This is a genomic window from Bacillus sp. D48C (assembly GCF_053345735.1).
This window is the reverse complement of record NZ_JBKFAQ010000001.1, coordinates 402729-429697: the sequence shown is the minus strand read 5'-3', so window position 1 is coordinate 429697 and position 26969 is coordinate 402729. Positions and strand designations below refer to the sequence as shown.

Here is a 26969-nt window from a genome sequence, read left to right as displayed (position 1 = left end):
CCTCTTCCCCTCATCACACAAGTTGTAGTTTTCTCTTTACTCGAACAATCTCTTTCTTTCCTACATTTCTATCTGGATAATCACTCCGGTAATGCCCACCAATACTTTCTTCTCTTTGCAGAGCTGACACAACTATAAGCTCACAAACCGTTAACATATTAATAAGTGTTATCTCTTCATTCGTAAGAACATCATGTTGTAATATCATATTTCGAACACCGTACTTACTAAGCCATCTCTTCGCATAAGATAAACTTTGCTCTGTTCGCACAATCCCAACATATTTCATCATGCATTTTTGTATTTCTTCTTTCGTCGGTAAATGATTCAGAACGATAAACTTCGCTTCCTTTTCGGCTAGCATGCTCACCTTTTCTTTTGTCTCTCTAGATAAAATGTGTCGTCCGATTCTTTTTCCAAACACAAGACCTTCTAATAATGAATTACTCGCTAATCTATTTGCACCATGAACCCCATTACAAGCTACTTCACCGACTGCGTATAGGTTCGGAATAGACGTCTCTCCATCACAGTTCGTTTTCACGCCGCCCATGTGAAAATGAGTACCGGGCACGACTGGAATAAGTTTTTTATTTATATCGACTCCATTTGTTTTACATATCGATGACACGGTCGGAAAGCGTTGTTCAAAGTTTTGAATCATTTCGATGTTTAAGTACACTTTTTCACCCACAAGTAGCTGTTCATGAATAGCCCTTGCGACTACATCACGAGGCGCTAGATCCTGTTCGGAATGTATATCCATCATAAAACGCTGCCCTTTTCCATTTATAAGAACAGCTCCTTCTCCGCGAACAGCTTCGGACACGAGGCCGGAACAACGCCCACCCGCGTATAACATCGTCGGATGAAATTGTATAAACTCTAAATCTACAAGCTCTCCGCCTGCACGGTACACCATTGCAAGTCCATCGCCTGTAATTGTCTCATCATTAGAAGTAAAGGCGTATAAACCGCCAATACCGCCTGAAGCTAACACCGTATAATCTGCATTGTAACGTTTCAGTTCTCCTTTATTGTTACGAGTTAAAGCCCCAACACATTTATCTTTTTCTATAATAAAATCGAGCACCATTTCCTGTTCCACTACCGTAACGTATGGAGCTACTTCTTGAATAAGATGCTCTAATAAATTCTTTCCTGTTGCATCGCCACCTGCATGTAAAATACGACGTTTTCGATGCGCTCCTTCTTTTCCAAGATGAGGACCTGTTTCATCTCCATCAAATTTCATTCCTCTTTCAATAAGGTTATTAATTTCTTTCGGCCCTTCCTCGACTAAATAACGGACCACTTCTTCATTATTATAATGACACCCTGCTACTAACGTATCTTCAAAATGATCATTAGGATTGTCATATGTAGCTACCGCTGCGGCAATTCCACCTTGAGCTAAATGTGTATTATTATTACGTTTCGTCTCCTTTGTGATAATAATCACATTCTTTTCGTGACAAATCTCTTTTGCAACACGAAGTGCCGCAACGCCACTTCCAATAATTAAGACATCTGCACTTGGCATAATTGTTGCCTCCTACTTTACACTTTTCAACTGTCTTGACACCTATATTTACATAGTTTTAAAATAATGACAAGAGTTTTTTTATAATTCTTATTTTCACTACCATTTAAAAAGTAAAAGAAATGTAACTCTTACTAGAGAGAGGAACTTACATGATGATATATCTTGACTATGCAGCTACTACACCTATGAGCGAGGAAGCGTTACAAACATATATGAAAGCAGCTTCTCAATACTTCGGAAATGAACAAAGTTTACATGACATTGGAGGAACGGCTTCTTCTTTATTACAAGTTTGCCGAAAAACATTCGCGGAAATGATTGGTGGAAAAGAACAAGGAGTATTCTTCACAAGCGGTGGCTCAGAATCAAACTATCTTGCAATCCAATCACTTCTAAATGCCCGAAATAAGAAGCATATTATTACGACACCTATGGAACATGCATCCATTCGAAGTTATTTTCAATCTCTAAAATCAAAAGGCTATACGATCACTGAAATTCCTGTTGATAAAAGCGGACTCATTTGTTTAGTAGATTTAGAGGCATCTATTACAGAAGATACTGTGCTAGCAAGTATACAGCATGGAAACTCTGAAATCGGAACCGTTCAAAACATTACAGAAATCGGGGCAATTTTGAAAAAATATAATGTTTTATTTCATACGGATTGTGTGCAAACGTTTGGTAAACTGCCTATCCATGTTTTTGAGATGGGGATTGATAGTCTTTCTGTTTCAGCACATAAAATATACGGACCAAAAGGTGTCGGCGCTTGCTACATAAATCCGCAATCTCGCTGGGAACAAGTATTTCCAGGAACTTCTCACGAAAAAGGATTTCGCCCAGGTACAGTTAACGTTCCCGGCATCGCATCTTTTTTAACAGCTGCTGAAAATATATTAAAAACTCAATGGGAAGAAAGTTTACGTTTTAAAGAGTTACGATCCTACTTTTTAGAGCAAATACAAACACTTCCGCTAGAAATTGAAGTAGAAGGTCATTCTACTTCTTGTTTACCACATATTGTTGGGGTTACAATAAAAGGAATAGAAGGTCAATATACTATGCTAGAATGTAATCGTCATGGTATTGCCATTTCCACCGGAAGTGCTTGCCAAGTCGGTAAACAAGAACCTTCGAAAACCATGCTTGCAATTGGAAAAACGTATGAAGAGGCCAAACAATATGTCCGCTTCTCTTTCGGACAACAAACAACGAAAGATCAAATTGATACTACTATTCATGCACTACACACAATTGGAAATCAATTTTATAGAGGTGTTAAATCATAATGAAACAAAATGAACAAAAAAAGATTTTAGGTGAAGAAAGACGACAGCTTATCCTCCAGTGGCTTCTCGCTGCAAATGAGCCGTTATCTGGAAATGAACTATCGAAGAAGACAAACGTAAGTAGGCAAGTTATCGTGCAAGATATTTCCTTACTTAAAGCACGAAACGAACCAATTATTGCGACTGCTCAAGGCTATTTATATTTAAAGCCACAAGAGAAACAACAAGCTTTTGAACGCGTAATCGTATGCCAGCACAAACCAGCAGAAGTACGTCAAGAACTTACAATGCTTGTTGATCACGGTGTTACGATTAAAGACGTAAAAGTTGAGCATCCTGTATACGGCGATTTAACAGCATCTATTATGGTAAGTAATCGCTTTGATGTAGAACAATATTTACAAAAAATAGAAAACACAAATGCTTCTTACCTTTCGCAACTAACAGATGGTATTCACTTACATACAATTGAGGCCGATTCTAAAGAAAAGTTAGATGCTGCTTGCAAGGCACTGGATAAAGCAGGATTTCTCGTTTATTAATGTAAAGCACAGAGTTTTTATAATTCTCTGTGCTTTTTTAATGCTATAATATTGTAATCAATCGTAAAGGAGATCACTTATGGGAATTAAACTCGTTCACTTTAGCATTGGCAAACCGAAACAAATGAAATATAGCGAAGATAAAGAAATGATTACTGGTATATGTAAGGAACTTACAGAAGAAGCTTTCCTCTCAAAAGATGGATTCCTCGGCGATGACGTAGCAGATTTAAAACATCATGGCGGTCCTGATCGAGCTGTTTGTGTATACCCACACGAGCATTACGCACTATGGGAAGAGGAATTTCAAACTACGCTTCCAGCTTCCACATTTGGCGAAAACATTACCGTAACAAATATGTTAGAGCGTGATGTTTGCATCGGAGATACATATCAACTAGGTGAAGCAATCATTCAAGTGACACAAGCAAGAGTACCTTGTAGCACTATTTCAAAACGCCTCGGTATTCCTGGCATTTTGCCGCGCATTGTAGCAACTGGATTTACTGGCTACCTATGCCGTGTTCTTCAAGAAGGTACTGTACGTAAAGATTCTAAAATTACATTACTAGAACGTCAACCGAGCAATATTTCTGTGTTGTTCTCTAACGAAATCTATTTTCATAATAGAAAAGATAAAGATGGCATAGAAAAAATTCTTGCTGTTCCAGAACTAGCTGATATTTGGCGTGGTCAGTTAGAAGAGCGTCTTGTGAAGTTAAAATAAAGAATCCCACCAGGTAAAACAGTATTAAGTTCTGATATGCTCCCCATTAGGTAGACAGATAAAAAATAAAAATCTGTTTATCTAATGGGAGTATTTTTATTTTCTCTTCCTTCACGTCCAAACATATAAAAATATATTTCATATTATATATGGACAACCTTTAACCCTTATATATGAAGGGAGTGATTAGTTATGGCAGATTACTTCTTAAAAAATGGAAAAAAATATTATAAGAAAAATGATCATCCATGTAATTCTTCAAATTCAGATTCAACTAACTGTTTTATACAGAACTATACTATTTTCGGTACGGAAGATACCCCTCAAGATCTTGATATAACAACTGGAATTCCTCGAACTGTATTTGAAAACTTCACTAAAAATCATAATAAGACACTTATTAAATTTAGTTTCAGTCCTGCATTTGCAACAACGATTAGATTAACAATTGCAAGATTAAACCATCGCTCTCCACTTACATTTACCTTAACACCAGGAGATATTAAAACATTTTTAGTAGAAGATGTTTTGAGTATTACTTTCTCAGATACTGTAGCTCCATCTACACTTAATCTATTAATACAACAAACGAATTGTATTTGCTGCGGTAATTCGAACAATGATGAATCCTATTATTATAATAGTTGTAATGATGCGTACTAAAAACACGACAAAAGAGTGACCTATTCCTAACAGAAAGCCGTCCTAAAATATCTTTTAGGACGGCTTCTTTATTTTGCTAGCTTAATTACATCACTTACTCCAATAGAATCGATAGCTTACTCTGCCTCAAACCGATAAACAACTTTTCATTTCAAACAAGTTTAACAACAGCTCCCTTTACAACCAATAAGAAGAATAACTCCCCAGCACAGTAACAGAAAAACCGAGTGCTTCAAGTTCCATAGTTACGCCTGGCAATAATACGTCATCATACGCTTTATCGACATCGATTAAGAAAAAGTAATTTCCAAGACCTGTTTTCATCGGACGCGATTCGATTTTTGATAAGTTTAATTTTCTCCATGCGAAAGCTGATAACACTTGATATAGGGCACCTGCATAATCTGCAGGTAACGTTATCATAAGCGTCGTTTTCTCTCCGCGGTTCTCTCCGTTATTCGGGAGTACTGCTTTCTTTTTCTTATGGAGTACTAGGAAACGTGTGTGATTATTTTTATGCGTATGAATGCTACGCCTCACAATTGTTAATCCATATTTTTCTGCAGCTGCTTCATTTGCAATAGCGGCAATTTTCTCTTCAGGATGTTCTTTCACATATTGCGCAGCGGCACTTGTGGATGTCATATCTCGAACAGTTACTCCTTTTAATTCTTCATTTAAAAATTTATGGCACTGTGCAATGGCATGCGGATGAGAATGCACCGCATATACTTCATCCCACACTTCTGCATACTGCGGATGTACAAGTAAATGCTGCTGAATTGGTACTGTAATTTCTCCTACAATGGAAAGCGGCTGCTCATGTACAAGGTAATCAACCGTTATATTCACTGAACCTTCTATTGCATTTTCTAACGGTACAACTGCGAAGTCTACATTTTCATTTGCAGCTGCATCTATACAATCTGGAATCGTTCGATACGGTACATGCTCTGCTTCCGGAAAAAAACGACTCACCGCCATATTTGTAAATGTTGCTTCTGGTCCTAAATATCCTACTCGAATCATCGTCTTTTCCCCTCTTTTTCGTTTTCTTACTGTTATACCATACTTTTTTATATTCTTCTATGCAAATTTCGAATATTAAAAAAAGACTAGCTTTCGCTAGTCTAAATGTTTCTTATATTCTCTTTGAGCGAAGAAGAAATAAATGATACATGCTGCGATATAAAACAGAATGAACAAACCTACTTTTCTTAATGATCCATCCATAAAAAGCGTATTATGAAACGTATATAACGCAACTGCACTATGCATACTCCCTACTATAATTGGCGCAAAAAATAGCATACATAATTGCCAACGAGAAATTTTCCATACTTCTTCCTTCGTCATTCCAAGTTTAGAGAGTGCACCATACTGCTTTCGGTCCGATGCAATATTATGGAACCATTTAAAATACACGATACTACATGAAGTAAGAAAAAATAATATACTAATAAATGAGCCTACAAATAGAGTAATATCGCCGCCTTCTTTCATATTTACATATAACTCCATATTGCTTCGAAATGCATTATTATCTTGTTTCATATGTTTCCGTAAATCTTCATTTAATTTCTTCGTCTTTTCGATATTTGGTAATGTGTAGCCTCTATATATCATTTTTTCAGAATCAGGAACCTGATTTGCTATACTGTCAAAATCTTCATCATTCATAACGAAGAACAGACCATTAATGTACGAGGGATGATGGTTAAATTGAACACCTTCTTTCTGACCGTTAAATACGAATTGATATGGTTGATTCATTACTCGCAATTGAATCTCTTTTTGATTATATACATTCGAATTATTGTATTTATTATAATAAACGAGTGTCACTGTACCTTTTTTAGGACGATACGTTTTCTGTTTTTGTTTCCTCGCTTCTTGGTTATATTCACTTTCTTTTATAAGCGGTGCTATTGTTGTTTCTCCCTTATTAGACTGAAAGGATGCATACACTCCAATAAAACTCATATATTGAAAATCATCATACTCATATTGATGCAGTAATTTTTCAACCGCACCTTCTTCAAAGACTTCATGAGTAGAAATACCTTTTTCTATGTACGAAAACGAGTGTATCCCTCCAGTTCGCCACATATCTTGCATGCTAGAAAAATATAAGAACACCGTACCTGTTGCTGTAACTACAAACGTCGTTGCCATAGACATCAGAAAGAAAAAGCGACCATTTTCCTTCATTCGATGTGACAATTGATTCACTATAAATAAATACGGATATGTATACATAATCTTTTTATTTCGCTTTATCATTTCTAACACTTGGGTAGCACCATGCGCGAAAGAAAAGTACGTTCCAAAAAAGACAAGTATAGACACAGGGAAAAAGTATATCGCTATCGTAGCCATCGTCACTTGTAGCGCCAACGCATACCCGCCCACTAAACAAGCAAAACCGAATAAACAGAGCCACTTTGATGTTTTCTTCTCTTTTTTATCTGTTCGAAATTCTTTCAATAACCGAATGATTTTTATATTCCATATACGTAAAGCACTTATAAAAGATAATAGAATAAAAACGACTATATATGTAATAAATGTTACACCAATCGCCCTTACGTCAAATATGACAGGCAGTTCTTTCGGAAGCCCCAGTAACATACTAAATACCATAAAAAAGAGTTTTAAAAATATCATACCAAGCCCAATACCGAAAATATTCGCGAAGACCCCAATTAAAATTTGCTCGGTCATAATCACTCCTATTACGTTAGACTTCGTTGCTCCCATTAACATATATAACCCTAATTCTTTCTTACGTGCTTCTATGAAAATAGAAGTAGAGTACAAAATAAATATGACGAAAAAAGAAATGATTATAACATTACATATGATAAGTCCCCAGCGTACGTTTTGATACCACATCGTCTCTTGCATATATGGATGCACAATGACAGACATATATGCGTAAGAAGCAAATATTGCAAAACAACTACTTAAGAAAAACACTTTATAATTACGCCAATTTCCTTTTATATTTTGCAGCGCTAGTTGCCGAATGTTCATCTATCGTCCTCCTGTAACTTACTACATAGGCAAAAAGCTAGAGATTCCCCTAGCTTTTTACGTGTTTTAAATATCCTCTTTGCGCGATCATAAAGTAAATGGCAGAAGCTAAAATGTATGCTCCAATTACAAGCGCACCTGATTTCCACAAATCAATATAAAGCATTTTCCCTAACGTATGAAGAGCAACTCCACTATGAATGGAACCGATTAAAATTGGGATAAAGAAGATAACTCCCATTTGTCGAATCGCAATTTTGCGAATTTCTTTATCTGTCATACCGATTCTCTTTAACGATTTAAATTGAATACGATCTTGTTCTTTATCGTTAAACCATTTAAAGTATGTCATACTACAAGCGAAGAAGAAGAACAGTACTGCTACGAAGAAACCGATGAACATTGTAATTGCTCCACCTTCTCTTATATCCTTATACGCAAACACTGAATTTCTCAATTCTCCTTGCTTTTCTGGTGCAATTTCATTTTTCAAATCTAATACAAGATCTTCTGTACTTTTCCAATCCTCAATATAATAACCGTAATATTTCCTCTTTTCTTCATCTGGTACGAGTTTTGCATATTTCTCAAAATCTTGATCATTTACAACGAGATATTCACTATCATTAAAAACAGAATACTGCGTTGGGGCATTTAATTGAACAGACTGCTTTTGTCCGTTAATTGTAAATTCATACGGTTTCGTACGATCTATCTTCATCAGTTCATTTGACATATCAACCATAACCATCGTTGCACTACCCATTGCATTATGAATTTCTGAAGGTTGCTCTCTCTTTTGTTTACGCACTTCCGCATTATATTCTTTTTCTGAAATAATCGTCATCGGTACTTCATGTTCACTATTAAACAACGTTATTTTCTGTGTTGCTGGTAGTTTTATGTATGTTACTTTTCGCGCATCTTCAAACCCGTGTCTCTTCACAAGCTCCTGTACCTTTTCTTCATTAATAAGGCTATATGTATTTAACCCCTTTTCCTCATATGAGATAGCATGTGGTGTAAGTTCTACCGTTTTCGCACTCAAATTTTCAAAATATACGTAAAGCGTGCCAACTGCCGAGGATACAATCGCCGTAATAATAGAAATTACAAATAGAAAACGAGCATTATCTTTCATTTTATAAATAAGGTTGCTAAGAACAAACATATTTGGATACGTATAGAAAGATTGCTTTCTTTTTTGTAATGCTTTTAATACAACTGTACTACCTTGTGTAAATAGTAAATACGTTCCGCCAATTGTCAGTCCTACCACCGGTAAAAAGAGGATGATGAAATTCAGAAACGTTACTTGGAAGCTAAGTACATATGCAGCAATAATACATCCTATACCAACTACACTTAACCATGTAAATGCAAACGGCTCTACTTTTTGCTTTCTTGCTTCTCTTAATAAATCAATAATTTGCAAGCGTCCTACTGTCCAAACACTAAATAATGATAGGATTAAAAATAGAATAAAGTATACACCAGCTGTAATAAGAACTGCTTTACTATTCCAAACGAGTGGAAGTGTCTTATCTATTTTCAATAATACGCTTAACGCTTGGAAAAATAATTTTGAACAAAGCATTCCAACCCCAATACCAACTACAATTGCAATACCACCTAACATCAGTTGTTCTAATATAATCATTCGGCCGAGCTGCGATTTCGTTCCGCCTATTAATGTTAGTAGACCAAACTCTTTTTTTCTTGCTCGTAAAAACGTTGAATTTGCATATAAAATAAAGAGTGCCGAGAAGATGACCACAATATAATTCATCGATTCTAATCCTTTTGTAATCATCTTTCTCATACTAATATTACCGCTTACGACATCTGGATGATAAATAAAAGAAGCATACATGAAAAATACGACAATCGATAAACAACTACTTATAAGAAACGCTTTATAGTTACGCCAATTCCCTTTTACGTTATTAAGCGCGAGCTGGCGAAAGTTCATGATATTCTCCTCCTAGCATCGCAAGTACGTCCAGAATTTCTTGGAAAAAGGCTTGTTTCGTTCTTCCTTTATGTATTTCTGAGAAAATTTCTCCGTCGCGAATGAATAGAATACGTTCGCAATAACTCGCTGCTACTGGATCATGCGTTACCATTGCAATTGTCACTTTCTTTTGTTCATGTAAGTCTTGCAACGCGCTCATTAATGATTTTGCTGACTTCGAATCTAAGTTTCCAGTCGGCTCATCTGCTAAAATTAACGTAGGCTCATGAATAATCGCTCTCGCAGCTGCTGCACGTTGCTGTTGTCCGCCTGATACTTCGTATACTTTTTTATTTAAAATTTCTTCGATGTTTAAAAACTTCGCAATTTCCAGTACTTTCGCATCGATTTCATTTACAGATTTCTTCGCCATTACAAGTGGTAAAATAATGTTTTCTTTAATAGATAACGTATCAAGTAAGTTAAAATCTTGGAAGATGAACCCTAAATGTGTACGGCGAAACTCCGCTAATTTTGCAGCACGCATTTGATTAATTTCTTCCCCATTTACAAGCACATGACCTGAAGTTTGCTTATCAATTGTCGCCAATAAATTTAAAAGCGTTGTTTTCCCGCTTCCCGAAGGACCCATAATCCCTACAAATTCGCCTTCTTCTATTTTAAAATTTATATCGTTTAAAGCAGTCGTCGCTACTGAACCTTTTGATTGGTACACCTTCGTTAATCCTTTTACTTCAAGAACACTCATTTCTAATCCCCCTATGTGTTTTCTTCTTACATTTACTATAAGAAAAATAAGAAAAAGAAACGAGTGATTTCCCTTACAAAACGTTTTGTTATCTTACAGTTTTGTCATTTTTCTCATCAATGTATGATATTCTTCATCTTTTGCAAATTGGAACGTGAATGTTGTCCCTTCTCCTTCAGCCGATTGAACATACATTCCATGATGTAAATTATCGCAAATTTCCTTCGTAATATATAAGCCCATCCCAGTCGCTTCTCTCGTTTTACGTCCATTTATTCCCGTAAAGAATGGGTCAAATATGCGCTTTACGTCTTGCTCTGGAATACCAATTCCATTGTCCTTAATATGTAATAACACCTTTTGATTTTTCTCTTCAATTTGAAATTGAATTTCTTTTTTCTCTACCGCTGAAATTTTGGTATACTTGATTGCGTTTACAACAATTTGACCTATAGCAATGCTCAGCCATTTTCTATCAGATGCAACCATACAAGTATCTTCTTCAAACATCACTTTCGGGAATACAGACGATTGAATGAAGGATTTTCGGTTTTCATTAATAATACCTCGCACGATATCTATAACATTTACTACTTCTACCTTATAATCTTTCGCAAACTGCTCTAGTCTTGCCATATGTAACGCTAAATCTAACCCATTTAGTATACGGTTATTTTCTTCACGGATACTTTCAACTGTTACTCTTGCCTCACGATGCTCTTTGCCAAACTTCTGCAACAATAATTCAATAACAGATACTGGTGTTTTCATTTGGTGAATCCATTGGTTCATAAATATCATTTGCTGTTGCTCTTTCGCATGCTGTTTATGAATTTCATTCATATATTGCTGTCTTAATAACGTAAAAGATTCAACGACCATTTCTTGCTCTGATGTATAAGATTCATCAATAAGTAAAGAGTCATGTAATGTATTTCCGCCAGTAACGTACTTTTCGATCCTCTTTAAAAACACACTCCGTTTTCGATAATCGTAAATGAGGTATACAGTAAACACAACTGTTCCTAATAAAAGTCCATATAACCACGTACTCCAATCAATGGATTTCTTTTCTAAAAGACTTTGCAACTGCAAAACGAGCCCAAATAAACAAAGGCTAACAATATAAGAAAGAATTAAAGGAAAGCGATCCACGAGGTAATTTTTAACCTTCATGCCCTTCGCCCCACTCCGTAAGAAGCGCATAACCATATCCACGTTTCGTTACAATTGCATTTTTAATGCCTAGCTCTTCTAGTTTCTTCCTTACACGTTTTACATTTACGGTTAATGTATTATCATCCACAAATGCTACTTCATCCCATAGAGCTTCTAACAGTTCTTCACGCGTTACATATTGATTCACCTGTTTCATTAAACACTCTAATAAGTAAAACTCATTTTTTGTCAGTTCAGTTTGTTGTCCCTGCCACTCAACGATATGCTGGGACGGGAATAACAACAGTCCATTTACACCTAAACAATCACTCTCAGCAGCAGAGGCATACTCTCCATAGCCACGGCGAAGCGCACTCTTCACCTTTGCCATTACGATATCTAAATGGAATGGCTTCGTAATATAATCATCGCCGCCATTTTCAATCGCCATCACTTGATCCATTTCCCCTGTTCTTGCAGAAACAAAAATAATCGGCGCATTCGATACAGTACGAATTTGACGACACCAATAAAAACCGTCAAAGTACGGTAAGTTAATATCAAGTAACACAAGATGAGGATTTATTTTTACAAACTCATCTTTTATATGACGTAAATCACTTGCTCTAAATGATTGATAGCCATACCTTTCTAAATGCTCCTCTAATATTCCCGCAATTTTCTCATCATCTTCTACAATTAATATTTTATACATGTTCTTTTTCTCCCCATAAAAGAATTCTTCTACATTTACTCCTTTTTCCATTATAAATTGAAAATTTAATTAGTGGGGATTTTTCCCTATAATAATCTAACTATTGCAATATAAAGTGATACTTTAATCAGTGGAGGTTCTACGGGCAAATAGTGGGATAAAAAAAAGACTGCCATATTTCGGCAGTCTTAATCGATAAATTCAAATTCATATTCAAGAATTTTTACAATATCTCCGTCTTTTGCACCACGTGCACGAAGCGCTTCATCAATACCCATTCCGCGCATTTGGCGAGCGAAACGACGTATAGATTCATCACGTGAGAAGTCTGTCATTTTGAATGTCTTCTCGATATCGTAACCAGAAATAACAAATGTGCCGTCACTTTCACGTGTAATTTCAAATTTAAGACTTTCAGCATCAAATTTATACATTACACTTGCTTCAGACTCTTCGACAACATCGTACATTGGGAATTCTGGTGTTGTTTCTAATAAGTTCGCTACTTCAAATAGTAAATCACGAACACCTTGTTTCGTTACAGCTGAAATTGGGAAGATTTTTACTTCGTCTCCCACTTTCTCTTTAAATGCTTGTAAGTTCTCTTCTGCATCTGGCATATCCATTTTGTTTGCTACAACAACTTGCGGACGCTCTGTTAAACGCATATTGTATTCTTTTAATTCATTATTAATTGTAACATAATCTTCATATGGCTCACGGCCTTCTAAACCAGACATATCAATAACATGTACAATTACACGTGTACGCTCGATATGACGTAAGAATTGGTGTCCAAGTCCAACGCCAGCATGTGCGCCTTCAATTAGTCCAGGAAGGTCAGCCATCACGAAGCTGCGGTTATCACCAGTTTCAACAACACCAAGATTCGGAACGATTGTTGTAAAGTGATACTCTGCAATTTTCGGACGTGCTGATGATACAACAGATAATAATGTAGATTTACCTACACTTGGGAATCCAACAAGTCCAACATCTGCTAGTACTTTAAGTTCTAGAATGACATCACGTTCTTGACCTGGTTCTCCGTTTTCAGCGATTTCTGGTGCTGGGTTCGTAGCTGTTGCGAAACGTGAGTTACCACGGCCACCACGGCCACCTCTTGCGATTACAGCAGTTTGTTCATGCGTTACTAAATCGGCAAGAATTTGACCAGTTTTTTCATCTTTTACTATTGTTCCTGGTGGAACCTTTACGATTAAATCTTCAGATTTACGTCCGTGCTGACCTTTACTCATTCCGTGCTGACCGCGATCAGCTTTGAAATGACGTTGGTAGCGGAAGTCCATTAATGTACGTAAGCCTTCCTCAACTACGAAAACAACATCTGCACCTTTACCGCCGTCGCCACCTGCTGGGCCACCTTTAGGAACATACTTCTCACGACGATACGCAACCATACCGTTACCACCGTCGCCGCCTTTTACATATATCTTGACCTGATCTACAAACATTATTTCACCACACTTTTTCAATTGGTTGTAATATAACTGAGACTTCTTCGTCTCGCACTGTATAAGAAATGGAATACCATTTATTGTTTTGGGTCGCAAGCCAATTCTGTAGTTCTTCTACACTCGTTAGCTTACCACGAAAATCAAAAAAGAAACGAGCATTATCCGCGTCACATTCAATTGTGATACAAACATAATTTTCAACATATACGTCTAAACTATGCTGAAGCATCGAGAAAAATTGATTCGTCCATGTACATACAGTCTCATCTAAGTGAGATAAGTTATGTAATTTCCCTAATACTTCGTACTCCAATAAGCACGGCTGCTGTTTCCAATTATATGTTAAAATCCACTCTGAAAATAAAGGCATTGATAGCCCCATCAGATTGGATTCTTGTCTCGCTTCTTGGACAAAACGATCGATGAGACTATGAATTTCTTCCACTTTTCCAAGGGAAAGGTTTCCTTTCACCATCTGCATACGATTGAGCCAATCATGTCTTGAATGGCGCAATGCATCTATAATTGTCCATTTTTCATTCATTTAGATACCCCTTAATATAGAAAAACTCTAACCTGCACTCAGGTTAGAGTTTTCCGTGAGTTCTTATGCTTCTTGAGCAACAGGATATACGCTCACTTGTTTGCGGTCACGGCCAAGACGCTCAAAGCGTACTACGCCGTCAACTTTCGCGTATAAAGTGTCATCGCCACCACGACCAACGTTAACACCTGGATAAATTTTTGTACCGCGTTGACGGTAAAGAATTGAACCACCTGAAACCGTTTGACCATCTGCGCGTTTAGCACCAAGACGTTTTGACTGAGAGTCACGACCGTTCTTTGTACTACCTACACCTTTCTTAGATGCGAAAAACTGAAGATCTAATCTTAACATACGTTACACCTCCTGCACTTTTTCTATTAAACGGATATACTTTCCGTAATCAAGTTCGATCGTCTTAAGCGAAACAACCAATCCTTCCAAAAGTATCTGTGCTTTTTCTACTGTATGAACGTCTAAATCATTAGGCAATTCATACGTTAAGAATCCGCCATCACTTCCGAGTTCAATAGTTGCCTGCACATTACAAAGTTCTTCCACTGCATTTATAGAACCAAACACAACCGCTGTAGTTCCAGCACAGACAAGGTCTTGTCCATGTGGCGCATAATCGGCATGTCCAGTCATTTTAAATGATTGGATACTTCCTAATTTCGTGCGACTTATCGTAATTTTAATCATGTTAACCTGGATTAAGCGTTGATAGCTTCAACAACTAGCTTAGTGTAAGGTTGACGATGACCTTGTTTCTTACGATTGTTCTTTTTCGCTTTGTATTTGAAAACGATAATTTTCTTAGCGCGACCTTGTTTTTCAACTTTCGCAGTAACTGTTGCACCTTCTACAACTGGGCTACCAACTTTAACGTTTTCGCCACCAACGAAAAGAACTTTGTCAAAAGTAACAGTTTCACCAGCTTCAACATCTAATTTTTCAATGTAGATTGCTTGACCAGCTTCAACTTTAATTTGTTTTCCACCTGTTTCGATAATTGCGTACATACTTGCACCTCCTCTTAATTACTAAGACTCGCCAAAAACGAGGTAGACATATATGCCTTTAGGGAACCTGTCTTGTGCGGTTGTAGCATATAGCCGTTTAGGTGCTATAAACTATAACATAAAGATGTTATCATGAATCATAGACGGTTGTCAATAAATGTTCTGCTAACTATTTTTTCCGCTCTACAATTTCTGTTTTACTTCCAAAACGGACAATTGCATACTTTTCGATCATATCATCTTTGAAATAAATTTCAAATGGAATATTTTTTTGTAATTCTTTTTGCAAAAATTGTTTTTGCAAGTCTTTAGGTGCAGCGATTAATACTGCCTCATCCTCTATATTGCCATATGTAATTAGCTCTCTCTCTAACTCATACGCAATTGTCTCATATGACATCATATACCCCGTCGCTTTGCACGGTACACATTCTTCTAGTAATACGTCGCGTAAAGAATGTTTCTTACGTTTACGTGTCATCTCTAAAATCCCTAACTCTGTAAACCCAAGCACTCTTGTATATGTGCGATCATTTTGCATAGCAGCCATGAGACATTCTCTTACCATTTCTTTATCTTCTCTTCTTTTCATATTAATAAAATCAATTAATATCATACCACCGATATCACGCAGTCTTAATTGACGTGCAATCTCTTCAGCTGCCACTTCATTTGTACGAAGGACTGTATCTTGTAAATTCTGTTTTCCAGTAAACTTGCCCGTATTCACATCAATTACAGTCATCGTCTCCATTTGTTCCACAATTAAATAAGCACCATTCGGGAGCCATACAATTTTTTGAAGTGCTTTCTCGATTTCACGCTCTATTCCAAAATGGTTAAACATTGAAGATTTTTCATTATAAAAAGACACTTTTTCTTTTCCAATCTTTCCCTCTAATTCTTTTACTATACTTCTTGTATCTACAACTACTTTTTCAATTGTTTCAATCGGATTCTCTTGGAATACACGATCTAAAAAGGTGGCCGGTCGATGAAGTAATAACGGCGCCTTTCCTTGGCCCTCTTTTCTTTTTAGCTCTTCATATAACTGCTGTAACATTTGCATTTCAGCTTGTATTTCTTCAATCGCTCCTTTTTCAGAAGCAGAGCGGAAAATGTAACCCCCTGTTCCTTCTACCTCAATTTGGAGTAACTGTTGTCTTTTTTTATTATTTTTTATTTTCCGAGAAACAGCGCGCATCTCATCAAACGGCATATAAACGACATATTTCCCGGTAAATTCTATATTCGCTGTCAATTTAGGCCCTTTCGTATCAATTGCCTCTTTTACAACTTGTACGAGAATCGCTTGCCCTTCATGTATACGATAACAAGATGGTACATCATCGTATGAAAGATACGCATGTTTTTCTAAACCGATGTTTACAAATGCTGCGTTCATTCCAGCGATTGTTCTTACGATACGTCCGGCATAAATATGCCCAACAATCTCTTGCTCTTCATTACGTTTCCATAAAAACTCAACAATTTTTTTCTTCTCTTCAATTGCAACGCGCTTTTCCGATCCAGCGTAATTCACATATAACGTTTTCAAAATTATTTCCTCACTTTATAATCTTCTTTGCTTTTACAATAATAAAAGGTTAGTGCTATCGTCAACACTAACCGATTAATTCTTCAACTGATGAAGTTGTTCGTTTTTCAGTAAAATATGCATAGAGCAGTTCATTTTCATCTAATGTGTAATGTTCTTTATATTTTCCATGGACGATAATAGAGTGCTTATATCCTCTACGAAATTTTGTGAATATCTTATATAAATGATCTTCTGATTGCACTTCAATAGGTGCAATCTTTTCAATTCCTCTTTTGTTCCCATAATAACGTTCTAATAAAAAACGCATAAAGGCATACCGTCTTTGTTTCCACTCTTGATATAACGACACTGCCAAAAACATGAGTAGTACCCACATCATAATATTATTGCTATTCCAGAGTAACTGCCATCCTAATATTACACCAAAAAAAACACATGACAATTTCATCATCTTTCCATGTGCTTGTAAATAAGGAAAACGATATGATAGTATATTAAACAATACTTTCCCGCCATCTAACGGCCAAATAGGGAGTAAATTAAACGCTAAAATAATTATATTATTCCACATAAAGAAATAATATAAATCCGCGTTCAGCCAACCGGCTTCAAATAATATATAACCTACTAGCATCATCCAAACATGTTGAATCGGTCCTGCAATTACGACAACAAGTTCCTCTTTCAACGACTTATTACCATGTTCCTCAAGCTCAGCCACGCCACCAAACGGCAAAAGCTGAATTTTTTTTATACGCCAATTATAGTGCGCTGCTGCAAGAGCATGCCCAAGTTCATGAATAAGAACAATACAAAATAACAGTATTAATTCTTTAAAACGTGCAGTAAAAATACCAATGACAATGATAACCCAAAATAATGGATGCACGGAAATTTTCGTTAAGACGTCCCTATATTTAATCAAATGATATCACCTGGATCGGATCAATAAATTTTTCATTCTTTTTTATCGCGAAATAAAACTTTCCATTTTTATCATTTGTATCATTACTCACCGTTCCAATTTTTTGTTTCTTTGAAACGTAATCATATAATTTCACTGACATATCGTTTAAATTTGCATACCATGACTCCGTACCATCTGCATGTTGAATTTGAACTGTATTTCCAAGTTCCTCTTTCTTACCCGCAAAAACAACTAATCCTTCATTCACTGACTCAACTGTTGCATTTGTAGCTGTTTGGACAAATACACCTTGGCCATTTTTTTGAAACCCTTGCATTACTTTTCCAGAAGCAGGAATTGCATAATTTTTTTGCTGAATACTTCCTTCTTTTTTCTCATTCGGTGAATAAAATACAAGCGGTTTTCCAAATTGCTTTTCATACCATTTCGCTACAGTAGCAAACTGAAATTCCTCTTTCATCACTTTTTCTGTAACAGCTTTAGCACCATCGAACGAAGACGGGGCATTCTTATATAAAATAGCAACCGAAAGAACTAATATTGCTGATAATAAAACTTTGAAGAAAAAGACTTCCTTTCGAAATAAAGGGTGAATTTCCTTTTCTCCTTCTTCAATAAATACTGTTTCGCTACCAAAATTCCCTCCGGTAAAATACTGCTCTTCCTCCATCCTTTCTTGCTCGGCCTTCCTTTTCGCAATCCGCTTTTTAATTTCTTCTACGCGTCTATTCTTCATACTGTCTCCTTTCTTTCCGTAAGCTAATTTCAATAGAAACAGTTGTATACAGTTTGTACATGTGTATGAGCTAAGAAAGAAAGATATTCGTGTGAAGAAAAAAGAAAGCACTTCGCATATGTGCGAAGTGCTTTTAACGGATTCCAAAGAAGTTTTTTACCTTTGCAAATACCGATACCTTTTCTTGTTCAAATGCTTGTAATGGTACATTCTCACCCAACAAGCGTCTTGCGATATTACGATAAGCCAACGCTGCTTTTCCGCTTGGTTGCAACGCCACAGGTTCACCTGTATTTGTAGCTCGAATAACTTCATCGTCATCTTCGACAACACCAAGAAGCTCGATTGACAATGTACGTACAATTTCATCAACATCTAACATATCCTGTTCATGAAGCATATGACTACGTACACGGTTAATAACAAGTTTTGGTGGTTCAATATCCTCTTTTTCTAAAAGCCCAATAATACGATCCGCATCGCGCATTGAGGATACTTCTGGCGTCGTAACAACGATTGCTTTATCCGCACCAGCTACCGCATTTTTAAATCCCTGCTCAATCCCCGCAGGACAATCAATTAATATGTAATCATAATCTTGACGTAATACTTGTATTAATTCATCCATTTGTTCAGGTGTTACCGCTGATTTATCACTCGTTTGTGCTGCAGGTAATAAATAAAGATCATCAAAACGTTTATCTTTAATAAGAGCCTGAGGTAAACGGCAACGCCCTTCAACGACATCAACAAGATCAAATACAATACGATTTTCCAGCCCCATTACTACGTCTAAATTTCGAAGACCGATATCTGTGTCAATTAAGCACACTTTCTTTCCAGATAACGCTAGGGCCGTACCAATGTTCGCAGACGTTGTAGTTTTACCTACTCCGCCTTTTCCAGATGTAATTACTATTGCCTCTCCCACAGCTATACAATTCCCCTTTCTAACTTTGTTAAATTAGGTCTAAGATGAGTGAGAAGTTGCAGGCGATCGACAACAATGTGATTGTTCTCATTAATATACGCACATTCTGCCGCCTCCGCTCCGTCTTCTTTCTCTTCCGGAGCCCGCATTGCCACATCACTAATTCGAAGTTGCATCGGGTTCATAACAGATGCAGCGATTACAGCATCCGAATCCCCATAATACCCAGCATGTGCAATTCCTCTTAATGATCCTACAACAAAAATATTCCCCCCAGCGATAACCGTTCCGCCTGGATTAACATCTCCAATTAACAACAAATTTCCTTTTACATGTAAAACTTGTCCAGAGCGAACAATTTTGGAAATAGGGACAATTTCTGTTTCTTCTTTCCAAGCTATTGCTTCTGCTTTAGTGATAACATCACTTTTAATTGAATCCACAACAAGATTCTTTTTATTACGAATTAACGTACGAATCTCTTCTTGTTGGACTTCTGTTAAATAACGATTTCCTACTTTCACATGCACTTCAATTAAAGAGCGTCCATCACCATCGTAGTAATGTGTAGAAAGTTTTTCGTCTAATTCTATCAACAATTCAGAGAATGAACAACAATCATCTAAATGAAGCGTTATCCCATCTTTTGTCCCTTTTATCGTTACATTTTGTTGCTTTTTTTCTTCCACTAAAGTTCACCCCACCGATTCAATTCGACATAAAATTAGAAAATCCTTTTTTCTTTTTCTTCCATCGCTTTTGAAAGACGCAATATATATCGTCTCAGTGGGAAACAAACTATCAACAAGAAAATAGCATTTAACAATAAAGTAGCAAGGAGACGATCTGTGAAAAAGACATACGCTGGCATATGAGTACGTCCCAACAAAGTTAAAAATCCATACACATAATACTCTAGTGCTACAACGCTAGCTAATATGATGGAAACAACAATAAATAAATTCAATTGCAGTACTTTCATCACACTATAAACTAAATAAGCTAAAATCGGATAAGCAAAAATATATATACCGACAAGTTCTGTGTATACGGTATCAAATAAGAAACCAAATAATAGTCCGTAATAAATCCCTTGGACCGGACTATAATACACTGTAATAAAACATAAGACGATTATAAAGAAATGCGGTGCTGCTATACTCTCTTTCCAAAACACATTTGTTGGAACAATGGTAGCAAACATATTTTCAAATAGAAACACAAAAAGGAGCAAAAGAGGAAGAGCTGCTCTTTTTAAAATCTTCATCATCTCTTCTCTCCCTCCTATTCTAATGGCGCTGAAGGCTTTTTACGTTTAGCAACCATAATATGCTCTACGTCATTTAAATCAGCGGCAGGTTTTACATAAGCTGTTTTTGTTAAGCCGTATGCATCTGGTTGTACATCAACGATTTTCCCAATTACAAGACCTTTCGGGAAAATATCACCTAGTCCAGATGTTACAACCATTTGATCTTTTTCTACTTTTGCATCAGAACCAATCTTTGTGAAAAGAAGTAAGTGTTTTTCTTTGTCGTAACCTTCAATTAAACCAAAGATATTTTCTTGCCCTTGTACAATAGCAGATACACGATTTGTTCGGCTCATAGAGCTTAATAACTCTACTGATGATGTAAACTGAGATACACTTTTCACACGTCCAACTAAACCTTGTGAAGTCATAACAGCCATATCTTTTTTAATTCCTTGCTGTGCCCCTTTATCAATTCCAATTAAATCGTACCATTTATCTGAACTACGAGAAACAACAGTAGCTGGAATCTCAGTATAATCGCTCAGCAACTCCTTTTTTCCAGTTAACTCTTGTAACTTCTTGTTATCATCTTCTAATTGTTTTACTTTCCCTGATAGACCTGCATAATTATCTAATTTTGCTTTTAATTCTTTATTCTCTTCATACGTGCGCTTTACATCCTCTACATTTTCGAAGAATCCAGCTACGTATTTCGCTGGCTTTTGGAATACACGTTCTACAACACCGACAGTGTCTTTAACAAACTGCTCTGGCCATGTTAAACTGTTCCGTTCTTTCAATGAGATTCCAATCAATGCCACGAGAAGAATAATACTAACTAACAAAACAATTAATCTTTTGTTTAAGAAAAACTGTGGCACGTTCACACCCTCTTAATTTCACTGATTTTTATTTTGCAATATTATCGAGCAGCAGTTTTGAAAAGATCGATATTGTCTAATGCTTTACCTGTTCCAATTGCTACGCAATCTAATGGGTCTTCTGCAACAAGAACTGGCATTTTTGTTTCTTCACTAATTACTTTATCTAAATTACGTAGTAATGCCCCGCCACCTGTTAATACAATACCGCGGTCCATAATATCAGCTGCTAATTCAGGTGGAGTTTTTTCTAGTGTATTTTTAACTGATTCTACAATCGCATCTACTGTATCTTTTAATGCATCTGCAATTTCTTCTGGCTGAATTAGTACTGTTTTTGGTAAACCACTTACTAAATCACGACCGCGAATTTCCATAGGCTCGATACCTTCTGGCTCGCCTGCAGAACCGATTTCTAATTTTAATGCTTCAGCTGTTCTTTCACCGATCATTAAGTTATAGCTTTTCTTAATGTACTGAATGATTGAATCGTCCATATCATCACCAGCAACACGAACTGACTGACTTGTTACAATACCTCCTAAAGAAATAATTGCAACTTCTGTTGTACCACCACCGATATCAACTACCATACTACCAGTTGGTTCCCAAACAGGTAAGTTTGCACCAATTGCTGCTGCAAATGGCTCTTCGATAGGATAAGCATCACGAGCACCCGCTTGACGAGTCGCATCGATTACTGCACGTCTTTCTACAGCTGTAATACCAGATGGTACACATACCATTACATACGGCTTACGTGAGAAGAAACCGTTTGATTTTTGAGCTTGTTGAATGTAATATTTCATCATTGTTGCAGTTGTTTCATAATCAGCAATTACACCGTCTTTCATCGGGCGAAGTGCCACAACGTTCCCTGGTGTACGACCAATCATTTGTTTTGCGTCGCTACCTACAGCAACGATTTGTTTCGTATCAGTTTGTAACGCAACTACTGAAGGTTCACGTAAAACTACACCTTTTCCTTTTACATATACAAGCGTGTTCGCAGTTCCTAAGTCTATTCCAAGATCGCGAGTAAATCCACCAAATCCAAACATATTATTTATCTTCCTTTCTTGTTTTCACGGACTCATTTTTTCTTACTTTATATTATAAAAACAGTACGTTTTTTATATCTTTATCCTTTTTGTAGATAAATTTCTACAAAAAACTCATAAATCACATTATAAAACAAAATAAGTAAAAAGCATAGTCTTAAATATGACCTTTTTCCTTTAAACTCACGAATTTATGGTCACCTATTATAATATGATCTAGCACTTCAATTCCGATAATCTGGCCGCATTCTACTAAACGTTTTGTTACTTCAATATCTTCACGGCTCGGCGTGGGATCTCCTGAGGGATGGTTATGAAGACATATAATAGAGGCTGCTGCACGACGGAAGGCTTCTTTAAAAACTTCCCTGGGGTGTACAATTGACGTGTTTAAACTTCCAATAAAAATCGTTTGCCTATGTAGAACTTGATTTTTTGTATTTAAATATAAACAAACAAAATGCTCTTGTTGTAAAAAACGCATTTCTTCCATCATGTATTTCGCACAATCTTCTGGACTTCGAATACTATATCTATTTTGATATTCTAAACGCACCATTCTTCTGCCTAGTTCAAAGGCTGCCATAAGTTGCGATGCCTTTGAAATCCCAATACCATGTATACTAATTAGCTCTTCTAATGTTGCATCTTTCAACATACGTAAGCCATCAAATTGGTGTAAAATTTTATCTGATAACTTTAACACTGTTTCTTCTTTAGAACCTGTTCTGAGTAATACTGCGAGAAGCTCTCGATTTGATAAACTTCCGGCACCTTCTAACAATAAACGCTCCCGTGGCTGTTCTTCTCTTACAACATCACGAATACCGTTCATCTCTCCACTCCTTTATTTGTTCTCTCAAAGAAAACCCCATGCAATTTTACGCATGGGTTACATCAATATCAAATTGTTTTAATTCCCTAACGAGACGTGCAATTGGTAAGCCAACTACACTATAGTAGTCCCCTTGAATATTTTGAACGAAAATAGATCCTTTACCTTGAATCCCATAACTACCGGCTTTATCAAGAGGTTCTTTCGACGTGACGTATGTATCAATTTCCTCTTCTGTTAGCTCCCAAAACGTAACTTCTGTACGCTCATAAAAAGTAACCGTTTTTTCTTTTGATATAATCGCAACACCTGTATACACTTCATGTGTTTTCCCTGATAGTAATTGTAACATCTCTTTCGCCTCATCCTCATTAGAAGGCTTACCAAGAATACGCGACTCATATGTAACAATTGTATCTGCACCTAACACAATGTGATCACTATTATTTTCTGCCACCGCTGATGCTTTTTGCAAGGCAAGCGACATTACAATATCAGAAGGCGATGAATATGCACCAATTGTTTCCTCTACTTCACTTACAACGATTTCAAATGGTATGCTAGCTAACTCAAGCAATTCCTTCCTCCGAGGTGATCCTGAAGCTAAAATTATTTTTTTCATATTTTCTCCTTCCTTTCTCACATGAAGCAGAACAATTTATATCAATCGTATCAAAGGAATAGTTTGTCCACAAATGAAAGAAATATTAATTTCTCTAACTAAAATAACAATTCTTTATTGCATACGATTATATTCCTGTCATAGAGAAAGCACTTTGCTCTAAATTCAAAAGAAAAGAAAGAAGTACATGTACTTCTTTCTTACTCATTTTATTATCCTATCATTTCACTTTCTACGAAACAATTTTTTCATACGAAAGTAGGCCATCAATAATAACTTGATTTAATTTCACCAAAGATTCCTTATCCATTTTCCCATCTTTTACTGTTTGTACAGCTACCGACGTATACATATACAGTTTCTTTGCTTCTTCTTGCTTCATACTTTTCCCCTCTTTTTCAATCGCTTTCCATTCTTTTTCAATCGCTTCTATATCTTTTGCGCTGCTTTTTCCACCAACTTGTACACTAGAAGCATATTTTGCTAAATGAGTGTATAATGGCTGCACTTTTGCTAAAAATGTTCCTACTTCTTTATCATCTTTCAGCAACGCTTTATCTGTTATATCCCAGTTCTTTTTTAAAACGGAGACACCATCATTTTTATACTGAGTCATTAATTGATTTATAGCCTGTTCATCGCTAGCAATACCAACAACTATTGCATACTTATCCCCGCTCGGTCTCAAAGCTCCAATGCCCCCATTGCCTTTCCATTCTTCAAGAGCTGCTCGTCCCTTTTCTTCAGAAGAATAAAGCCCCCCTTGAACAAAAAATAATTTCATCGGATCCAATGACGCTCCTGCCTGTGCTTTTTGTTTTTCTTCTTTTGGTTCTGATGTTTGTCCTGCCGTTCCACCCACCTTTGATTCTCCATTCCCAGTCGGCTTGGAAGCTGTTACTTCACTTCCTCCTGTCGTTCCTTGTCCGGTGAGTAAATGAAGCATCCCCATTCCAAACGCCGTACCGATAATAATTGCGGTTGCAACGATTGCAATTAATGTATTACTCCACTTCTTTCGGTATTTTTCCACAGACATCGATTTCGCTTTTTGAAACGGAACAACATTTCTCGGTCGTTCACCTTCTACTACCATCCATTCAAATTCATCTTTCTTCTTTTCCTCATACTTCGCTTCTGTTCCATTCACTTTCACTGAGATCGTTCGTGATTGCTTGTCCATACACTCACACCTCACCTCTTATCGTTGTCCGCATCATATCATATTCCTTTCACAAAAAAACGAGATATTTGTCAGAGAAATTCGCCAAATAACCCTATATATTTATCTTATATGTATGCTTTTGACTTCATTTGTAGAACAAAAAACTAGATAGCAAAGACTATCTAGTTTTTCTCGCGAATATATTTTCGAACTTCAGAAATGAAATAAAGAGAACCTGTTATGATGAAAACATCATTTTCTCCTATCATTTCAACTTTTGTATCAATTGCCTCTTTCCAATTTTCAAAAACTAATTTTGATTCTTTTTGTGAATATGATGCAAGTTTATCAGCAGAGATAGCACGATCAAAGGCGAATGTTGTAAAAATAATTTCATCTGCAATGGTTTCTAATTGGCCTACCATGTTATGCAATTGTTTATCACCAAGGGCAGTAAATAAAACTATTACATTTTTATCTTTGTAATGCGCTTCTACTGTTTTCACAAGGCTTTCAATACCTTCTGGATTATGGGCACCATCTATAATAATATCCGGGTTACTTTGCAGCTTTTCAAAGCGCCCAATCCAATACGCTTCCCGTAATCCCGTTCTTATTTCCTCTTCCTCAATTAAAAATGATAGATATGTTTTTACATACATGACTGCCATAAGTGCTAGCGCTGCATTTCCTACTTGATGAATGCCTTTCATTGAGATTTGCAAATCTTCAAATGCGGCAAAAGGACAAGTAAAATCAAACTCTTCCCCATCTTCTTTAGACTGCTTATGTAACGCTGTAAAATGCTTGTCAAGTTCGTATAGGTTTGCATGGTTTTCCTTTGCAACATTTTGAATGACTTCCAAAGCTTCTTCGTCCTGCACACCAGTAATTACCGGCACACCAGATTTAATAATCCCCGCCTTTTCATATGCAATTTCTCCTAGTGTATTCCCTAAAATATGCATATGATCGTGACCGATATTCGTAATAATCGTGAGAACAGGGTGTATAACATTAGTAGAATCAAAACGTCCACCAAGCCCTGTTTCAAATAAAACAACATCACAGAAATTGACTTTACCGAAATAACAAATTGCCATAACAGTAATAATTTCAAACTCCGTCGCTTCCCCTAAATCCGTCTCATCTAGTTTTTCCACGACTTGTTTTACCATCTTTACAAGTTCAGTAATCTCTTCATCTGCAATTGGTGTCCCATTCACACTAATGCGTTCATTAAATGTTTCGATATAAGGAGAGGTGAACGTTCCTACCTTATATTTCGCGCCTTCTAACATGTAGCGCATATATGTTAACGTTGAACCTTTTCCATTTGTACCAGCAAGATGAACACATTTTATATGACGCTCTGGATTTCCGAGTTCTTCTAGCATCCATCTCATTCTTTCTAATCCTGGCTTAATTCCAAATTTCAATCGGCTATGAATCCATCCTATCGCTTCTTCGTATGTATGTATCACGTATGCTTTTCCCCTTTCAAAAGACAACTTTCATAGTTCTATTATACGCAAAGAAAAGAGACTC

At 36.5% G+C, this 26969-nt stretch carries 28 protein-coding genes and 1 other annotated feature; of the genes, 4 read left to right on the top strand and 24 right to left on the bottom strand.

What is annotated here, in order from left to right; all coding sequences use genetic code 11:
* Positions 1-13: 13 nt before the first annotated feature.
* Positions 14-1543 (bottom strand): L-aspartate oxidase, encoded by a 1530-nt coding sequence (gene nadB, locus ACLBXA_RS02310; protein WP_001138543.1) that lies wholly within the window; start codon positions 1541-1543, stop codon positions 14-16.
* A gap of 152 nt (positions 1544-1695) precedes the next feature.
* Here nadB and ACLBXA_RS02305 point away from each other — a divergent pair, with 152 nt between their 5' ends.
* The 4 genes from ACLBXA_RS02305 to ACLBXA_RS02290 all read left to right on the top strand — a co-directional run bounded on the left by ACLBXA_RS02305 (position 1696) and on the right by ACLBXA_RS02290 (position 4770).
* A complete protein-coding gene (locus tag ACLBXA_RS02305; protein ID WP_000973781.1) occupies positions 1696-2838 on the top strand; it encodes an IscS subfamily cysteine desulfurase in 1143 nt (380 codons plus the stop codon).
* Positions 2838-3380, top strand: coding sequence for a transcription repressor NadR (locus tag ACLBXA_RS02300; protein ID WP_000812273.1), 543 nt, complete (start codon positions 2838-2840; stop codon positions 3378-3380). The genes ACLBXA_RS02305 and ACLBXA_RS02300 overlap by 1 nt, the downstream gene beginning before the upstream one ends.
* Positions 3381-3459: 79 nt before the next feature.
* The gene (locus tag ACLBXA_RS02295) at positions 3460-4107 is read left to right on the top strand and encodes an MOSC domain-containing protein (RefSeq protein ID WP_000511662.1); all 648 of its coding nucleotides are present in this window, start codon (positions 3460-3462) and stop codon (positions 4105-4107) included.
* Positions 4108-4299: 192 nt separating this feature from the next.
* Positions 4300-4770, top strand: a complete 471-nt coding sequence (locus ACLBXA_RS02290) for a hypothetical protein (protein WP_000796366.1) — start codon at positions 4300-4302, stop codon at positions 4768-4770.
* Positions 4771-4947: 177 nt separating this feature from the next.
* Here the strand turns inward: ACLBXA_RS02290 and pheA are convergent, their stop codons facing one another.
* From pheA to ACLBXA_RS02175, 23 genes are all read right to left on the bottom strand, one after another.
* Positions 4948-5799, bottom strand: coding sequence for a prephenate dehydratase (gene pheA, locus ACLBXA_RS02285; RefSeq protein WP_000621701.1), 852 nt, complete (start codon positions 5797-5799; stop codon positions 4948-4950).
* 96 nt (positions 5800-5895) lie between these two features.
* Positions 5896-7806, bottom strand: a complete 1911-nt coding sequence (locus tag ACLBXA_RS02280) for an ABC transporter permease (RefSeq protein WP_001026364.1) — start codon at positions 7804-7806, stop codon at positions 5896-5898.
* A 49-nt stretch (positions 7807-7855) separates the two neighbouring features.
* Positions 7856-9778 (bottom strand): ABC transporter permease, encoded by a 1923-nt coding sequence (locus tag ACLBXA_RS02275; RefSeq protein ID WP_001011408.1) that lies wholly within the window; start codon positions 9776-9778, stop codon positions 7856-7858.
* A complete protein-coding gene (locus tag ACLBXA_RS02270; RefSeq protein ID WP_000114530.1) occupies positions 9753-10529 on the bottom strand; it encodes an ABC transporter ATP-binding protein in 777 nt (258 codons plus the stop codon). Before ACLBXA_RS02270 ends, ACLBXA_RS02275 begins: the two co-directional genes overlap by 26 nt.
* A 93-nt stretch (positions 10530-10622) precedes the next feature.
* Positions 10623-11705: a HAMP domain-containing histidine kinase gene (locus ACLBXA_RS02265; RefSeq protein ID WP_000865417.1), complete on the bottom strand. Its 1083-nt coding sequence runs from the start codon at positions 11703-11705 to the stop codon at positions 10623-10625.
* Positions 11695-12402: a response regulator transcription factor gene (locus ACLBXA_RS02260; protein ID WP_002082113.1), complete on the bottom strand. Its 708-nt coding sequence runs from the start codon at positions 12400-12402 to the stop codon at positions 11695-11697. The genes ACLBXA_RS02265 and ACLBXA_RS02260 overlap by 11 nt, the downstream gene beginning before the upstream one ends.
* Before the next feature lie 188 nt (positions 12403-12590).
* Entirely contained in the window at positions 12591-13877 is a 1287-nt protein-coding gene (gene obgE / locus ACLBXA_RS02255) for a GTPase ObgE (RefSeq protein WP_000497121.1), read from the bottom strand.
* A gap of 4 nt (positions 13878-13881) precedes the next feature.
* Positions 13882-14424 (bottom strand): sporulation initiation phosphotransferase B, encoded by a 543-nt coding sequence (locus tag ACLBXA_RS02250; RefSeq protein ID WP_001003585.1) that lies wholly within the window; start codon positions 14422-14424, stop codon positions 13882-13884.
* 63 nt (positions 14425-14487) lie between these two features.
* Positions 14488-14778 carry a 50S ribosomal protein L27 gene (gene rpmA / locus ACLBXA_RS02245; protein ID WP_000944957.1) on the bottom strand — a complete coding sequence of 97 codons (291 nt, stop codon included), beginning with the start codon at positions 14776-14778 and terminating at the stop codon, positions 14488-14490.
* Positions 14779-14781: 3 nt separating this feature from the next.
* Positions 14782-15126 carry a ribosomal-processing cysteine protease Prp gene (locus ACLBXA_RS02240; RefSeq protein WP_002082112.1) on the bottom strand — a complete coding sequence of 115 codons (345 nt, stop codon included), beginning with the start codon at positions 15124-15126 and terminating at the stop codon, positions 14782-14784.
* 11 nt (positions 15127-15137) lie between these two features.
* The gene (gene rplU, locus ACLBXA_RS02235) at positions 15138-15446 is read right to left on the bottom strand and encodes a 50S ribosomal protein L21 (RefSeq protein WP_000270907.1); all 309 of its coding nucleotides are present in this window, start codon (positions 15444-15446) and stop codon (positions 15138-15140) included.
* A 14-nt stretch (positions 15447-15460) separates the two neighbouring features.
* Positions 15461-15538 (bottom strand) — a sequence feature (ribosomal protein L21 leader region).
* Positions 15539-15615: 77 nt separating this feature from the next.
* Positions 15616-17004: an Rne/Rng family ribonuclease gene (locus ACLBXA_RS02230; protein WP_000855476.1), complete on the bottom strand. Its 1389-nt coding sequence runs from the start codon at positions 17002-17004 to the stop codon at positions 15616-15618.
* Between the two features lie 67 nt (positions 17005-17071).
* A complete protein-coding gene (locus ACLBXA_RS02225) occupies positions 17072-17932 on the bottom strand; it encodes a M50 family metallopeptidase (protein WP_000599047.1) in 861 nt (286 codons plus the stop codon).
* Positions 17925-18671 (bottom strand): stage IV sporulation protein SpoIVFA, encoded by a 747-nt coding sequence (spoIVFA, locus tag ACLBXA_RS02220; protein ID WP_000797477.1) that lies wholly within the window; start codon positions 18669-18671, stop codon positions 17925-17927. Before spoIVFA ends, ACLBXA_RS02225 begins: the two co-directional genes overlap by 8 nt.
* Before the next feature lie 133 nt (positions 18672-18804).
* A complete protein-coding gene (gene minD, locus ACLBXA_RS02215) occupies positions 18805-19602 on the bottom strand; it encodes a septum site-determining protein MinD (protein WP_000503309.1) in 798 nt (265 codons plus the stop codon).
* Positions 19603-19604: 2 nt separating this feature from the next.
* Positions 19605-20291 carry a septum site-determining protein MinC gene (minC, locus tag ACLBXA_RS02210; protein WP_000391514.1) on the bottom strand — a complete coding sequence of 229 codons (687 nt, stop codon included), beginning with the start codon at positions 20289-20291 and terminating at the stop codon, positions 19605-19607.
* A gap of 35 nt (positions 20292-20326) precedes the next feature.
* Complete coding sequence (mreD, locus tag ACLBXA_RS02205; RefSeq protein ID WP_000975762.1) at positions 20327-20872, bottom strand: rod shape-determining protein MreD; 546 nt, start codon at positions 20870-20872, stop codon at positions 20327-20329.
* A 14-nt stretch (positions 20873-20886) separates the two neighbouring features.
* Positions 20887-21738: a rod shape-determining protein MreC gene (gene mreC, locus ACLBXA_RS02200; RefSeq protein ID WP_001135484.1), complete on the bottom strand. Its 852-nt coding sequence runs from the start codon at positions 21736-21738 to the stop codon at positions 20887-20889.
* A 41-nt stretch (positions 21739-21779) separates the two neighbouring features.
* Positions 21780-22799 (bottom strand): cell shape-determining protein MreB, encoded by a 1020-nt coding sequence (mreB, locus tag ACLBXA_RS02195; protein WP_000466736.1) that lies wholly within the window; start codon positions 22797-22799, stop codon positions 21780-21782.
* 157 nt (positions 22800-22956) lie between these two features.
* Positions 22957-23634, bottom strand: a complete 678-nt coding sequence (gene radC, locus ACLBXA_RS02190) for a RadC family protein (RefSeq protein WP_001013396.1) — start codon at positions 23632-23634, stop codon at positions 22957-22959.
* Positions 23635-23680: 46 nt separating this feature from the next.
* Positions 23681-24256: a Maf family protein gene (locus ACLBXA_RS02185; RefSeq protein WP_000720491.1), complete on the bottom strand. Its 576-nt coding sequence runs from the start codon at positions 24254-24256 to the stop codon at positions 23681-23683.
* A 232-nt stretch (positions 24257-24488) separates the two neighbouring features.
* Complete coding sequence (locus tag ACLBXA_RS02180; RefSeq protein ID WP_016098990.1) at positions 24489-25439, bottom strand: hypothetical protein; 951 nt, start codon at positions 25437-25439, stop codon at positions 24489-24491.
* Positions 25440-25603: 164 nt separating this feature from the next.
* Positions 25604-26905: a bifunctional folylpolyglutamate synthase/dihydrofolate synthase gene (locus ACLBXA_RS02175; RefSeq protein ID WP_000582079.1), complete on the bottom strand. Its 1302-nt coding sequence runs from the start codon at positions 26903-26905 to the stop codon at positions 25604-25606.
* Between the last annotated feature and the right edge of the window lie 64 nt (positions 26906-26969).

What these genes read in the sequence shown, in the direction of transcription:
- nadB (WP_001138543.1), bottom strand. Translation starts at nt 1,543, where the DNA reads ATGCCAAGTGCAGATGTCTTAATTATTGGAAGTGGCGTTGCGGCACTT.
- ACLBXA_RS02305 (WP_000973781.1), top strand. Translation starts at nt 1,696, where the DNA reads ATGATGATATATCTTGACTATGCAGCTACTACACCTATGAGCGAGGAA.
- ACLBXA_RS02300 (WP_000812273.1), top strand. Translation starts at nt 2,838, where the DNA reads ATGAAACAAAATGAACAAAAAAAGATTTTAGGTGAAGAAAGACGACAG.
- ACLBXA_RS02295 (WP_000511662.1), top strand. Translation starts at nt 3,460, where the DNA reads ATGGGAATTAAACTCGTTCACTTTAGCATTGGCAAACCGAAACAAATG.
- ACLBXA_RS02290 (WP_000796366.1), top strand. Translation starts at nt 4,300, where the DNA reads ATGGCAGATTACTTCTTAAAAAATGGAAAAAAATATTATAAGAAAAAT.
- pheA (WP_000621701.1), bottom strand. Translation starts at nt 5,799, where the DNA reads ATGATTCGAGTAGGATATTTAGGACCAGAAGCAACATTTACAAATATG.
- ACLBXA_RS02280 (WP_001026364.1), bottom strand. Translation starts at nt 7,806, where the DNA reads ATGAACATTCGGCAACTAGCGCTGCAAAATATAAAAGGAAATTGGCGT.
- ACLBXA_RS02275 (WP_001011408.1), bottom strand. Translation starts at nt 9,778, where the DNA reads ATGAACTTTCGCCAGCTCGCGCTTAATAACGTAAAAGGGAATTGGCGT.
- ACLBXA_RS02270 (WP_000114530.1), bottom strand. Translation starts at nt 10,529, where the DNA reads ATGAGTGTTCTTGAAGTAAAAGGATTAACGAAGGTGTACCAATCAAAA.
- ACLBXA_RS02265 (WP_000865417.1), bottom strand. Translation starts at nt 11,705, where the DNA reads ATGAAGGTTAAAAATTACCTCGTGGATCGCTTTCCTTTAATTCTTTCT.
- ACLBXA_RS02260 (WP_002082113.1), bottom strand. Translation starts at nt 12,402, where the DNA reads ATGTATAAAATATTAATTGTAGAAGATGATGAGAAAATTGCGGGAATA.
- obgE (WP_000497121.1), bottom strand. Translation starts at nt 13,877, where the DNA reads ATGTTTGTAGATCAGGTCAAGATATATGTAAAAGGCGGCGACGGTGGT.
- ACLBXA_RS02250 (WP_001003585.1), bottom strand. Translation starts at nt 14,424, where the DNA reads ATGAATGAAAAATGGACAATTATAGATGCATTGCGCCATTCAAGACAT.
- rpmA (WP_000944957.1), bottom strand. Translation starts at nt 14,778, where the DNA reads ATGTTAAGATTAGATCTTCAGTTTTTCGCATCTAAGAAAGGTGTAGGT.
- ACLBXA_RS02240 (WP_002082112.1), bottom strand. Translation starts at nt 15,126, where the DNA reads ATGATTAAAATTACGATAAGTCGCACGAAATTAGGAAGTATCCAATCA.
- rplU (WP_000270907.1), bottom strand. Translation starts at nt 15,446, where the DNA reads ATGTACGCAATTATCGAAACAGGTGGAAAACAAATTAAAGTTGAAGCT.
- spoIVFA (WP_000797477.1), bottom strand. Translation starts at nt 18,671, where the DNA reads ATGAAGAATAGACGCGTAGAAGAAATTAAAAAGCGGATTGCGAAAAGG.
- mreD (WP_000975762.1), bottom strand. Translation starts at nt 20,872, where the DNA reads ATGATGAAGATTTTAAAAAGAGCAGCTCTTCCTCTTTTGCTCCTTTTT.
- mreB (WP_000466736.1), bottom strand. Translation starts at nt 22,799, where the DNA reads ATGTTTGGATTTGGTGGATTTACTCGCGATCTTGGAATAGACTTAGGA.
- radC (WP_001013396.1), bottom strand. Translation starts at nt 23,634, where the DNA reads ATGAACGGTATTCGTGATGTTGTAAGAGAAGAACAGCCACGGGAGCGT.
- ACLBXA_RS02185 (WP_000720491.1), bottom strand. Translation starts at nt 24,256, where the DNA reads ATGAAAAAAATAATTTTAGCTTCAGGATCACCTCGGAGGAAGGAATTG.
- ACLBXA_RS02180 (WP_016098990.1), bottom strand. Translation starts at nt 25,439, where the DNA reads ATGGACAAGCAATCACGAACGATCTCAGTGAAAGTGAATGGAACAGAA.